Consider the following 12,409-nt stretch of genomic DNA (forward strand, 5'->3'; position numbering starts at 1 on the left):
GTCCTATACTGCCGCCAGGTCTCCGGAATACCCTGCAATCCCGAGCCAACCAGCGTTGTAACGTGTCGTTTTAGCAACTGGAAGCAGTGTTTTATATGACGCGTAGTTATAGTAAGGACGCTGTCTGACCCGCAAGCAGACCGGAGGAAGGAAATCCCGGCGTCTTTCAGACTACAGAAGTCTTATCTTCTGTGCCCGAAGTCCAAAGGGAATAATAAGAACAGCATGTGGGCGTTATTCATGATAAGAAATGTGAAAAAACAAAGACCTGTCAATCTGGATCTGCAAACGATCCGGTTCCCAATCACGGCGATAGCGTCCATTCTCCATCGCGTTTCCGGAGTGATCACCTTCGTGGCGGTCGGGATTCTGTTGTGGTTATTGGGTACCAGCCTTTCCTCCCCTGAAGGTTTCCTCACGGCGTCATCCATTATGAATAACTTCTTTGTGGAGTTAATCATGTGGGGGATCCTGATTGCGCTGGCCTATCACGCCGTAATGGGCATTCGCCATCTGTTGATGGATTTTGGCTATATCGAAGAAACCCTCGAAGCAGGGACACGCTCCGCCAAAATTTGTTTCGTTATCATTGTCGTGCTTTCACTTCTCGCAGGAGTCCTCGTATGGTAAGCAACGCCTCCGCATTAGGACGCAACGGCGTACATGACTTCATTCTGGTCCGTGCTACCGCTATCGTTCTGACGTTATACATCATCTATATGGTCGGCTTCTTCGCCACCAGCGGCGAGTTGACCTTTGAAGTCTGGACCGGTTTCTTCTCATCGGCATTCACCAAAGTTTTCACCCTGCTGGCGCTTTTTTCCATCTTGATTCATGCCTGGATTGGCATGTGGCAGGTGTTGACCGACTACGTTAAACCGCTGGCTGTACGCCTGATTCTGCAACTGGCTATCGTCGTTGCGCTGGTGGTTTACGTCATTTATGGATTTGTTGTGGTGTGGGGTGTGTAATGAAACTGCCAGTCAGAGAATTTGATGCTGTTGTGATTGGTGCCGGTGGCGCAGGTATGCGCGCGGCGCTGCAAATTTCCCAGAGCGGACAGACCTGTGCGCTGCTCTCCAAAGTATTTCCAACCCGTTCCCATACCGTATCCGCGCAGGGTGGCATCACCGTGGCGCTCGGTAATACCCATGAAGATAACTGGGAATGGCACATGTACGACACCGTCAAAGGGTCGGACTACATTGGCGATCAGGACGCAATTGAATATATGTGTAAAACCGGCCCGGAAGCGATTCTGGAGCTGGACCATATGGGCCTGCCGTTCTCTCGTCTCGATAATGGCACCATTTATCAACGTCCGTTTGGCGGTCAGTCGAAAAACTTCGGCGGCGAGCAGGCGGCACGTACCGCCGCAGCGGCAGACCGTACCGGCCACGCGCTACTGCATACCCTGTATCAGCAGAACCTGAAAAACCACACCACCATCTTTTCTGAGTGGTATGCGTTGGACCTGGTAAAGAACGCTGACGGCGCGATTGTCGGTTGTACCGCACTGTGTATCGAAACCGGTGAAGTGGTTTACTTTAAAGCCCGCGCAACCGTACTGGCGACCGGCGGCGCAGGCCGTATTTATCAATCCACTACTAACGCCCACATCAATACCGGTGACGGCGTCGGTATGGCTATCCGCGCTGGCGTGCCCGTGCAGGATATGGAGATGTGGCAGTTCCACCCCACCGGTATCGCCGGCGCGGGCGTGCTGGTCACAGAAGGCTGCCGCGGTGAAGGCGGCTATCTGCTGAACAAACACGGCGAGCGCTTCATGGAGCGTTATGCCCCGAATGCGAAAGATCTGGCGGGTCGTGACGTGGTGGCGCGTTCCATTATGATCGAAATCCGTGAAGGCCGCGGCTGTGATGGCCCATGGGGTCCGCACGCCAAGCTGAAACTCGATCATCTGGGTAAAGAAGTGCTGGAGTCCCGGCTGCCGGGTATTCTCGAACTGTCTCGTACGTTTGCCCACGTTGACCCGGTGAAAGAGCCGATCCCGGTAATTCCTACCTGTCACTATATGATGGGCGGTATCCCGACCAAAGTAACCGGTCAGGCGTTGACCGTAAACGAGCAGGGCGAAGATGTGGTGATTCCGGGGCTGTTTGCGGTAGGCGAAATCGCCTGCGTATCGGTTCACGGCGCCAACCGTCTGGGCGGCAACTCGCTGCTGGATCTGGTGGTCTTTGGTCGTGCGGTAGGTCTGCATCTGCAGGAATCTATCGCGGAACAGGGCAACCTGCTGGATGCGACGGAAGATGAGATCGATGCTTCTCTGGCCCGTCTGAATCGCTGGAACGGCAATCGTAACGGCGAAGATCCAGTGGCCATTCGCAAAGCGCTGCAGGAATGTATGCAGCATAACTTCTCGGTATTCCGCGAAGGCGATGCGATGGCGAAAGGACTGGAAGAGCTGAAAGCGATTCGTGAGCGTCTGAAAAACGCCCGTCTGGATGATACCTCCAGTGAATTTAACACTCAGCGCGTTGAGTGTCTGGAGCTGGATAACCTGATGGAAACCGCTTACGCCACCGCAGTCTCTGCAAACTTCCGTACCGAAAGCCGTGGCGCGCATAGCCGCTTCGACTTCCCGGAACGTGATGATGAAAACTGGCTGTGCCATTCCCTGTATCTGCCAGAGTCGGAAACCATGACGCGACGTCAAGTCAATATGGAACCGAAGCTGCGCCCGGCATTCCCGCCGAAGATTCGTACTTATTAATGCGGAGACAGGACAATGAAACTCGAGTTTTCAGTTTATCGCTATAACCCGGATGTTGACGATGCTCCGCGTATGCAGGATTACACCCTGGAGGCGGAAGAAGGGCGCGACATGATGCTGCTGGATGCGTTAATGCAGCTGAAGGAAAAAGATCCGTCGCTGTCGTTTCGTCGTTCCTGCCGTGAAGGGGTCTGCGGCTCTGACGGTCTGAACATGAACGGCAAAAATGGACTGGCCTGTATCACACCTGTTTCTGCGCTGAATCAGCCGGGCAAGAAGATTGTCATTCGCCCGCTGCCGGGTTTACCGGTTGTGCGCGATTTGGTGGTAGACATGGGACAATTCTACGCACAGTATGAGAAGATTAAGCCTTACTTGTTGAATAATGGGAAAAATCCACCGGCTCGTGAGCATTTACAAATGCCAGAGCAGCGTGAGAAGCTCGATGGGCTGTATGAATGTATTTTGTGTGCATGCTGCTCAACGTCCTGCCCATCATTCTGGTGGAATCCGGACAAGTTCATCGGTCCGGCAGGTCTGCTGGCCGCGTATCGCTTCCTGATTGACAGCCGCGATACCGAGACTGACAGCCGCCTGGAAGGTTTAAGTGATGCTTTCAGCGTATTCCGCTGTCACAGCATCATGAACTGCGTCAGCGTATGTCCTAAGGGGCTGAACCCGACGCGCGCTATCGGCCATATTAAGTCGATGCTGCTCAAGCGTAGTGCGTAAGTTGTTGTAGTGGTTGCCGGATGGCGACGTACCGTCTTATCCGGCCTACGGGTTACGTACCTTGTAGGCCTGAAAGCTACGCGCCATCGGGCAATAGAAGTGCAGGAAACCTCTAAAAACTGCCATATTATTAGACAGTTTTTAAAGGTTCCTTAGCGGACGCAGATGACACGACAGTCCGCAACAAGTGAACCCCGGCACGCACATCGGTGTGCGTGGTAGTATCCACGGCGAAATACTCGTCATAGTTCACGTTGCATGTGCGTTGGCTGCACTTGCTCACCCCGGTCACTTACTGGATGTAAGCTCCCAGGGATTCGCAAGCTTGCCGCCTTCCTGAAACGTGACCTATTTAGAGTATTAAATAAGCAGAAAAGATGCTTAAGGGATCACGATGCAGAACAGCGCTTTGAAAGCCTGGTTGGACTCTTCTTACCTCTCTGGCTCGAACCAGAGCTGGATAGAACAGCTCTATGAAGACTTCTTAACCGACCCTGACTCGGTAGATGCTAACTGGCGTTCGACGTTCCAGCAGTTACCTGGCACCGGAGTCAAACCGGATCAACTCCACTCAAAAACACGTGATTATTTCCGTCGGCAGGCGTTGATTACCCCACGTTACTCTTCTTCTATTTCCGACCCTGATGCCAATGTGAAGCAGGTTAAAGTCCTGCAGCTCATTAATGCCTACCGTTTCCGCGGTCATCAACATGCGAATCTCGATCCGCTGGGACTGTGGCAGCAAGAGAAAGTGGCCGATCTGGATCCGTCTTTCCACGATCTGACCGATGCGGATTTTCAGGAAAGCTTTAACGTAGGTTCTTTTGCCGGCGGCAAAGACACGATGAAGCTGAGCGACCTGGTTGTTGCGCTGAAACAAACCTACTGCGGTCCGATTGGTGCCGAGTATATGCACATCACCAGCACCGAAGAAAAACGCTGGCTTCAGCAGCGCATCGAGTCTGGCCGTGCCGCGTTCAGTAGCGAAGAGAAAAAACGCTTCCTCAGCGAACTGACCGCTGCGGAAGGCCTGGAACGCTACCTGGGCGCGAAGTTCCCGGGCGCGAAACGCTTCTCGCTGGAAGGCGGTGATGCGTTAATCCCGATGCTCAAAGAGATGATCCGCCACGCGGGCAACAGCGGTACGCGTGAAGTGGTGCTGGGCATGGCGCACCGTGGTCGTCTGAACGTACTGGTCAACGTGCTGGGTAAAAAGCCGCAGGATCTGTTCGACGAATTCGCGGGCAAACATAAAGAACACCTCGGCACTGGCGACGTGAAGTACCACATGGGCTTCTCATCGGATATCGAAACCGAAGGCGGTCTGGTACACCTGGCGCTGGCGTTTAACCCGTCGCACCTGGAAATTGTTAGCCCGGTGGTAATCGGTTCCGTCCGTGCGCGTCTGGATCGTCTGGATGAGCCGAGCAGCAATAAAGTCCTGCCTATCACCATTCACGGCGATGCGGCAGTCACCGGGCAGGGCGTGGTTCAGGAAACCCTGAACATGTCGAAAGCGCGTGGTTACGAAGTGGGCGGTACCGTTCGCATCGTTATCAACAACCAGGTGGGCTTCACCACCTCTAACCCGTTGGATGCGCGTTCTACCCCATACTGCACCGACATCGGTAAGATGGTTCAGGCGCCGATTTTCCACGTCAATGCGGATGACCCGGAAGCGGTCGCTTTCGTCACGCGTCTGGCGCTGGACTTCCGTAATACCTTCAAACGCGATGTCTTCATCGATCTGGTGTGCTACCGCCGTCACGGCCACAACGAAGCCGACGAGCCGAGCGCAACCCAGCCGCTGATGTATCAGAAAATCAAAAAGCATCCGACGCCGCGCAAAATCTACGCCGACAAGCTGGAAGCGGACAAAGTCGCCACGCTGGAAGATGCGACCGAAATGGTCAACCTGTATCGCGATGCGCTGGATGCTGGCGAGTGTGTAGTGAAAGAGTGGCGTCCAATGAACATGCACTCCTTCACCTGGTCGCCATATCTCAACCACGAATGGGACGAAAGCTACCCGAACAAAGTTGAGATGAAGCGTCTGCAGGAGCTGGCTAAACGCATCAGCACTGTCCCTGAAGCGGTTGAAATGCAGTCGCGCGTTGCCAAAATTTACGGCGATCGTCAGGCCATGGCCGCAGGCGAGAAGCTGTTCGACTGGGGTGGCGCAGAGAATCTGGCTTACGCCACGCTGGTTGACGAAGGCATTCCGGTTCGTCTGTCGGGTGAAGACTCCGGTCGCGGAACCTTCTTCCACCGTCACGCGGTAATTCATAACCAGGCGAACGGTTCAACCTACACGCCGCTGCAGCATGTGCATAACGGCCAGGGCACGTTCCGCGTATGGGACTCCGTACTGTCTGAAGAAGCAGTGCTGGCGTTTGAATACGGCTATGCCACGGCGGAACCGCGCACGCTGACCATCTGGGAAGCGCAGTTCGGTGACTTCGCCAACGGTGCTCAGGTCGTTATCGATCAGTTCATCTCTTCCGGCGAACAGAAATGGGGTCGTATGTGCGGTCTGGTTATGCTGCTGCCGCACGGCTACGAAGGTCAGGGTCCGGAGCACTCCTCCGCGCGTCTGGAACGTTATCTGCAACTTTGCGCTGAGCAAAACATGCAGGTTTGCGTCCCGTCTACCCCGGCACAGGTGTACCACATGCTGCGTCGTCAGGCGCTGCGCGGTATGCGCCGTCCACTGGTGGTGATGTCGCCGAAGTCGCTGCTGCGCCATCCGCTGGCGGTCTCTACGCTGGATGAACTGGCAAATGGCACCTTCCTGCCGGCCATTGGCGAAGTCGATGAGCTTGATCCGAAAGGCGTGAAGCGTGTCGTGATGTGTTCTGGTAAGGTTTATTACGACCTGCTGGAGCAACGCCGCAAGAATGATCAAAAAGATGTTGCCATTGTGCGCATCGAACAGCTCTATCCGTTCCCGCATAAAGCGGTACAGGAAGCGCTGAAACCGTTCGCTCACGTACATGATTTTGTCTGGTGCCAGGAAGAGCCGCTCAACCAGGGCGCATGGTACTGCAGTCAGCATCATTTCCGTGAAGTGATTCCATTTGGGTCCGCTCTGCGTTATGCAGGTCGCCCGGCCTCTGCCTCTCCGGCAGTAGGGTATATGTCCGTTCACCAGAAACAGCAACAAGATCTGGTTAATGACGCGCTGAACGTCGATTAAATAAAGGATAAATAATGAGTAGCGTAGATATTCTTGTTCCCGACCTGCCTGAATCCGTAGCGGATGCAACGGTTGCAACCTGGCACAAAAAACCGGGCGATGCAGTACGTCGTGATGAAGTACTGGTAGAAATCGAAACTGACAAAGTGGTACTGGAAGTACCGGCATCAGCGGACGGTATCCTTGATGCGGTTCTGGAAGATGAAGGGACAACCGTCACCTCTCGCCAGATCCTCGGTCGCCTGCGTGAAGGCAACAGCGCGGGTAAAGAGACCAGCGCCAAGTCTGAAGAGAAAGATTCGACTCCGGCACAGCGCCAGCAGGCGTCGCTTACTGAGCAGAACAACGATGCCCTGAGCCCGGCGATCCGTCGCCTGCTCGGTGAACATAACCTCGAAGCCAGCGCCATCAAAGGCACTGGCGTTGGTGGCCGCATTACCCGCGAAGATGTGGAAAAGCATCTGGCCAAAGCGCCGGCAGCAACAGCCGAAGCCAAAGCGCCAGCCGCCGCGCCTGCGCCTCAGCCTCAACTGGGTGCGCGTGGCGAAAAACGTGTTCCGATGACTCGTCTACGCAAACGCGTCGCCGAACGTCTGCTGGAAGCGAAAAACTCCACCGCCATGCTGACGACGTTCAACGAAGTCAACATGAAGCCGATTATGGACCTGCGTAAGCAGTACGGCGACGCGTTCGAGAAACGCCACGGTATCCGTCTGGGCTTTATGTCTTTCTACGTGAAAGCGGTGGTTGAAGCGCTGAAACGCTATCCGGAAGTCAACGCCTCTATCGATGGCGATGACGTGGTGTACCACAACTATTTTGATGTCAGCATGGCGGTCTCCACGCCGCGCGGCCTGGTAACGCCGGTCCTGCGTGATGTGGATCTGCTGGGTATGGCTGACATTGAGAAGAACATTAAAGAGCTGGCAGTAAAAGGTCGCGACGGCAAGTTGACGGTTGAAGATCTGACGGGCGGTAACTTCACCATCACTAATGGCGGTGTGTTCGGTTCCCTGATGTCTACGCCGATTATCAACCCACCGCAGAGCGCCATCCTGGGTATGCATGCCATCAAAGATCGTCCGATGGCGGTAGACGGCAAGGTTGAAATCCTGCCGATGATGTATCTGGCGCTGTCTTACGATCACCGTCTGATCGATGGTCGTGAGTCAGTAGGCTTCCTGGTAACCATTAAAGAGTTGCTGGAAGATCCAACGCGTCTGCTGCTGGACGTGTAACGAAAAAGAGTATCACCTGCCCCGTAGGTCTGGACGCCTTATCAGGCCTACGGGTAAAAGATAACGATTACCTGAAGGATGGACAGAACACATGAACTTACATGAATATCAGGCAAAACAACTTTTTGCCCGCTATGGCTTACCGGCACCGGTGGGTTATGCCTGTAATACTCCGCGTGAAGCTGAAGAAGCCGCATCTAAAATCGGCGCAGGCCCGTGGGTAGTGAAATGTCAGGTTCACGCTGGTGGCCGTGGTAAAGCGGGCGGTGTGAAGGTTGTTAACAGCAAAGAAGACATTCGCGCTTTTGCTGAGCACTGGCTGGGGAAACGTCTGGTGACTTACCAGACAGACGCGAATGGCCAACCGGTAAATCAGATCCTGGTTGAAGCGGCGACCGATATCGGTAAAGAACTTTACCTCGGCGCAGTGGTTGACCGTAGCTCCCGTCGCGTGGTCTTTATGGCCTCTACCGAAGGCGGCGTGGAAATTGAAAAAGTGGCGGAAGAAACCCCACACCTGATCCACAAAGTGGCGCTGGATCCGCTGGCAGGCCCGATGCCCTACCAGGGACGCGAGCTGGCGTTCAAACTGGGTCTGGAAGGTAAACAGGTTCAGCAGTTCACCAAGATCTTCATGGGCCTGGCGACTATCTTCCTGGAGCGTGACCTGGCGCTGATCGAAATCAACCCGCTGGTAGTGACCAAACAGGGCGACCTGATCTGCCTCGACGGCAAACTGGGCGCTGACGGCAACGCGCTGTTCCGCCAGGCTGACCTGCGTGAAATGCGCGACCAGTCTCAGGAAGATCCGCGTGAAGCGCAGGCGGCACAGTGGGAACTGAACTACGTTGCGCTGGACGGCAACATCGGCTGTATGGTTAACGGCGCGGGCCTGGCAATGGGCACCATGGATATCGTTAAACTGCACGGCGGCGAACCGGCTAACTTCCTCGACGTGGGCGGCGGCGCGACCAAAGAGCGCGTGACCGAAGCGTTCAAAATCATCCTCTCCGATGACAATGTAAAAGCCGTACTGGTTAACATCTTCGGCGGTATCGTACGTTGCGACCTGATCGCTGACGGTATCATCGGCGCGGTAGCGGAAGTGGGCGTTAACGTTCCGGTTGTCGTTCGTCTGGAAGGCAACAACGCCGAACTCGGCGCGAAAAAACTGGCTGATAGCGGCCTGAATATTATTGCAGCGAAAAGTCTGACGGATGCAGCTCAGCAGGTTGTTGCCGCAGTGGAGGGGAAATAATGTCAGTTTTAATTAATAAAGATACCAAGGTTATCTGCCAGGGCTTCACCGGTAGCCAGGGGACATTCCACTCCGAACAGGCGATTGCTTACGGTACTCAGATGGTTGGCGGCGTAACGCCAGGCAAAGGCGGCACCACTCACCTGGGTCTGCCGGTGTTTAACACCGTGCGTGAAGCGGTAGAAGCGACCGGCGCAACGGCCACTGTGATCTACGTTCCGGCGCCATTCTGCAAAGACTCCATCCTGGAAGCAATTGATGCAGGCATCAAACTGATTATCACCATCACCGAAGGTATCCCGACGCTGGATATGCTGACCGTGAAGGTGAAGCTGGACGAAGCGGGCGTGCGCATGATCGGCCCGAACTGCCCAGGCGTGATCACCCCGGGCGAATGCAAAATCGGCATCATGCCGGGTCACATTCACAAGCCGGGTAAAGTGGGTATCGTTTCCCGTTCCGGTACGCTGACCTATGAAGCGGTTAAGCAGACCACCGACTACGGTTTCGGCCAGTCCACCTGTGTCGGTATCGGCGGCGACCCGATTCCAGGCTCTAACTTCATCGACATTCTGAAGCTGTTCCAGGAAGATCCGCAGACTGAAGCGATCGTGATGATCGGCGAGATCGGCGGTAGCGCGGAAGAAGAAGCGGCGGCGTACATTAAAGATCACGTCACCAAGCCAGTTGTCGGCTACATCGCGGGCGTAACCGCGCCGAAAGGAAAACGTATGGGCCACGCCGGTGCGATCATCGCCGGTGGTAAAGGTACCGCTGACGAGAAATTCGCGGCTCTGGAAGCTGCTGGCGTGAAAACCGTTCGCAGCCTGGCCGATATCGGCGAAGCGCTGAAAACCGTTATTAAGTAAGAAGTAAAAAAACAGCCCTGACTATCTGCATGGTCAAGGGCTGGTCCCGTTTCGACATGGTTGGCCATCTGATGATGGCCTTTTTTGTTTTCTGCCGTCTATTCTCTTGCGATTCGATCATAATCATATTCATAAATGAGATTATTTTTTGCGGTCAGCATCATTCTTTCTCTTGATTAAATTCTGCATATTACCGGCTTTAATATCATGAGTGCCGGAGGAGAGCGTGCCGCTGAAAATCCAGAATGACTATTTACACGTTTTTTTCTCGATAGCCGAAGTATTCTCTCGCGCGACCGGGTTAGCCGCGGTCGTGATTGATATTCACGGCAAGGCACTGTCGGATTGTCATAATTTTAATTCGTTCTGCACATTAATGCGAGCGGATGAGCGGTATCGTGTAGGTTGCGAAAAATGCGATAAGCAGTGCGCTTTTGAGGGGCTAAAACAGCTTAAACCCAGAATACTCACCTGTCATGCAGGGTTAAGTTTGTTCTCGATGCCAATAATTAATGAAGGGCATCTTTATGGTTTTATTGTTTGCGGGCAGGTCCGGTCAAAGTATCAGGAATATAAAACTATCGTAATTAATAATAAATTTTCATGGATGGATGACACAAAAATAAAAGCTGAATGGGGTCAGGTTGCGGTAGTGGATAATAATACGCTGGTGGCATCGGCTAATTTGTTAAGTTTTATTGTTGATAACTATGAGCAAGAGCGACAATCCGATCAGATATTCGCCCCACCGATCCGTTACGTTCGTCATTATTTCACTGAACCTTCTCGTCATGAGAAAAAACTTCTGGCGGCACTGCGTTATATTGATGAAAATTTGTATGGTGAATTATCCCTGGAATCCGTAGCGGCGCATGTGTGCTTAAGCGCGAACTATTTCAGCCGATTTTTTAAGAAGCGGCAGGGCGTTAATTTTAAAACCTGGGTGAATCAGAAAAAAATGCAAAAAGCGGGGGAGTTGTTGCACGATCCCGTGCACTCAATAGACAGTATTGCCCGGAAACTTCAATACGCGCAAACCAGCTACTTTTGCCGCGTTTTCAGGGCGGCGCATCAAACGTCGCCCCAGTCTTTTCGTCATGCCAGACTTTCGCAGTAAAGATCTTCTGGCACGGTGATGGCCTCCGGTATAAAAGAGAGTCGATCGCTCAGGGTCACCACCTCGCCAATAACAATCAGCGCAGGTGGTGCAATGTTAGCCTCCTGCGCTTTGCTCAGTAATGAACCGAGCGTACAGGTTAGTCGGCGTTGATTCTCTCGGGTGGCGGACATAATTAGCGCTGCGGGTGTATCTGCTGATTTACCGCCCATCAACAGTTCTTCGCAAATAAACGCCAGATTGGCGATTCCCATGACGATAACCAGCGTGCCATTTAGCTTCGCCAGTTGACGCCAGTCCTGCTGCTGGTTGCCTTCTCGCGTATGGCCTGTCACCACGTGAAAACCGGAGGCGAAATCGCGATGCGTCACCGGGATCCCGGCATAGGCCAGGCCGCCGATGGTAGAACTGATACCCGGCACAACTTCAAATGGGATACCCGCTTCAACAAGATCTTCAACTTCTTCGGCCCCACGACCAAACACATAAGGATCGCCCCCTTTCAGGCGTACGATGTTGTTATGTGTTTGGGCATACTGGACCAGTAATGCGTTAATTTCATCCTGCGGAACACAATGAAAGCCGGGATTTTTGCCGACATTGATAAGCAGGCAATCAGGTAATGCCCATTCCAAAATTTTGGGATTGACCAGCCGATCGTAAATAATGACATCAGCCTGTTTAATGCACATCATCGCTTTGAGGGTGAGTAATGAAATATCACCGGGACCTGCTCCAACGAGCCAGACCTTTCCGAAAGTTTTCACATTGTGTCCTTTATCACGTCTAACAAAAAAAGGCAGAAACTACATCAAGGAATGATTAAAAGCAGTCGTTTGCCCGTAAGTTATAACGTGAAATTATCTAAAATTATCGCATGGATAATATTGATTAATCTCGCAAAGTTTTTTCTGCAATAAACAAGTTAACTTGAAAAATTATTAAGAACTTATTGGCACTATTTGCATAGGTTTAACCTTATTTAAATTGTGTTTATTGTTGTGCTTGAGTATTATTGGTTAATATTTATCCGCCATCTGTATGAGTAAATCATGGATTGGATCAATGACATCAATGGATGAAATAAAATATAACTCTCGATGCTTATCTGGGTGTCTTGAATTATTTTTTATAAATTAAACTATTTTTGTACGCTGCATATGGAAGAGGTTATGAGAGGAAAAATACCGAAGACGGAGTTGCTGGTAACTTTTGAAGTTGTTGCGCGTCACGAAAGTTATACCCGGGCTGCTGAAGAGCTG

Annotated in this window: 10 protein-coding genes and 1 pseudogene; 10 read left to right on the top strand and 1 reads right to left on the bottom strand. The window is 52.8% G+C overall.

Going from position 1 to position 12,409, the window contains the following annotated elements:
• The first annotated feature begins 225 nt into the window (after nt 1–225).
• The 9 genes from sdhC to KQJ18_RS16455 all read left to right on the top strand — a co-directional run bounded on the left by sdhC (nt 226) and on the right by KQJ18_RS16455 (nt 11,147).
• Entirely contained in the window at nt 226–630 is a 405-nt protein-coding gene (gene sdhC, locus KQJ18_RS16415) for a succinate dehydrogenase cytochrome b556 subunit (RefSeq protein WP_042309715.1), read from the top strand.
• Entirely contained in the window at nt 624–971 is a 348-nt protein-coding gene (gene sdhD / locus KQJ18_RS16420; RefSeq protein ID WP_005122550.1) for a succinate dehydrogenase membrane anchor subunit, read from the top strand. Before sdhC ends, sdhD begins: the two co-directional genes overlap by 7 nt.
• Nucleotides 971–2,737, top strand: a complete 1,767-nt coding sequence (gene sdhA / locus KQJ18_RS16425) for a succinate dehydrogenase flavoprotein subunit (RefSeq protein ID WP_216422319.1) — start codon at nt 971–973, stop codon at nt 2,735–2,737. The genes sdhD and sdhA overlap by 1 nt, the downstream gene beginning before the upstream one ends.
• A 15-nt stretch (nt 2,738–2,752) precedes the next feature.
• Nucleotides 2,753–3,469 (top strand): succinate dehydrogenase iron-sulfur subunit SdhB, encoded by a 717-nt coding sequence (gene sdhB / locus KQJ18_RS16430; protein WP_038638888.1) that lies wholly within the window; start codon nt 2,753–2,755, stop codon nt 3,467–3,469.
• A gap of 394 nt (nt 3,470–3,863) precedes the next feature.
• Nucleotides 3,864–6,665 (top strand): 2-oxoglutarate dehydrogenase E1 component, encoded by a 2,802-nt coding sequence (gene sucA, locus KQJ18_RS16435; RefSeq protein WP_038638891.1) that lies wholly within the window; start codon nt 3,864–3,866, stop codon nt 6,663–6,665.
• Between the two features lie 14 nt (nt 6,666–6,679).
• The gene (gene odhB, locus KQJ18_RS16440) at nt 6,680–7,903 is read left to right on the top strand and encodes a 2-oxoglutarate dehydrogenase complex dihydrolipoyllysine-residue succinyltransferase (RefSeq protein ID WP_038638894.1); all 1,224 of its coding nucleotides are present in this window, start codon (nt 6,680–6,682) and stop codon (nt 7,901–7,903) included.
• Nucleotides 7,904–7,994: 91 nt separating this feature from the next.
• A complete protein-coding gene (gene sucC, locus KQJ18_RS16445; RefSeq protein ID WP_038638897.1) occupies nt 7,995–9,161 on the top strand; it encodes an ADP-forming succinate--CoA ligase subunit beta in 1,167 nt (388 codons plus the stop codon).
• Nucleotides 9,161–10,030: a succinate--CoA ligase subunit alpha gene (gene sucD / locus KQJ18_RS16450; protein WP_003022929.1), complete on the top strand. Its 870-nt coding sequence runs from the start codon at nt 9,161–9,163 to the stop codon at nt 10,028–10,030. The genes sucC and sucD overlap by 1 nt, the downstream gene beginning before the upstream one ends.
• Nucleotides 10,031–10,256: 226 nt before the next feature.
• Nucleotides 10,257–11,147 carry a PocR ligand-binding domain-containing protein gene (locus KQJ18_RS16455; RefSeq protein WP_216422321.1) on the top strand — a complete coding sequence of 297 codons (891 nt, stop codon included), beginning with the start codon at nt 10,257–10,259 and terminating at the stop codon, nt 11,145–11,147.
• Here KQJ18_RS16455 and cobA read toward each other — a convergent pair.
• Complete coding sequence (gene cobA / locus KQJ18_RS16460; RefSeq protein ID WP_185655588.1) at nt 11,126–11,914, bottom strand: uroporphyrinogen-III C-methyltransferase; 789 nt, start codon at nt 11,912–11,914, stop codon at nt 11,126–11,128. The genes KQJ18_RS16455 and cobA overlap by 22 nt on opposite strands.
• 405 nt (nt 11,915–12,319) lie before the next feature.
• On the opposite strand from cobA, the pseudogene KQJ18_RS16465 reads away from it, so the two are divergent.
• A pseudogene (locus tag KQJ18_RS16465) lies at nt 12,320–12,409 on the top strand (LysR family transcriptional regulator); the annotation flags it as partial.

The organism is Citrobacter sp. S55_ASV_140 (assembly GCF_018919505.1).
GTDB classification, from domain to species: Bacteria; Pseudomonadota; Gammaproteobacteria; order Enterobacterales; family Enterobacteriaceae; genus Citrobacter; species Citrobacter werkmanii.

Excerpts from the sequence above, each read along its gene's own strand:
- sdhC (WP_042309715.1), top strand. The coding sequence starts at position 226 with ATGTGGGCGTTATTCATGATAAGAAATGTGAAAAAACAAAGACCTGTC.
- sdhD (WP_005122550.1), top strand. The coding sequence starts at position 624 with ATGGTAAGCAACGCCTCCGCATTAGGACGCAACGGCGTACATGACTTC.
- sdhA (WP_216422319.1), top strand. The coding sequence starts at position 971 with ATGAAACTGCCAGTCAGAGAATTTGATGCTGTTGTGATTGGTGCCGGT.
- sdhB (WP_038638888.1), top strand. The coding sequence starts at position 2,753 with ATGAAACTCGAGTTTTCAGTTTATCGCTATAACCCGGATGTTGACGAT.
- sucA (WP_038638891.1), top strand. The coding sequence starts at position 3,864 with ATGCAGAACAGCGCTTTGAAAGCCTGGTTGGACTCTTCTTACCTCTCT.
- odhB (WP_038638894.1), top strand. The coding sequence starts at position 6,680 with ATGAGTAGCGTAGATATTCTTGTTCCCGACCTGCCTGAATCCGTAGCG.
- sucC (WP_038638897.1), top strand. The coding sequence starts at position 7,995 with ATGAACTTACATGAATATCAGGCAAAACAACTTTTTGCCCGCTATGGC.
- sucD (WP_003022929.1), top strand. The coding sequence starts at position 9,161 with ATGTCAGTTTTAATTAATAAAGATACCAAGGTTATCTGCCAGGGCTTC.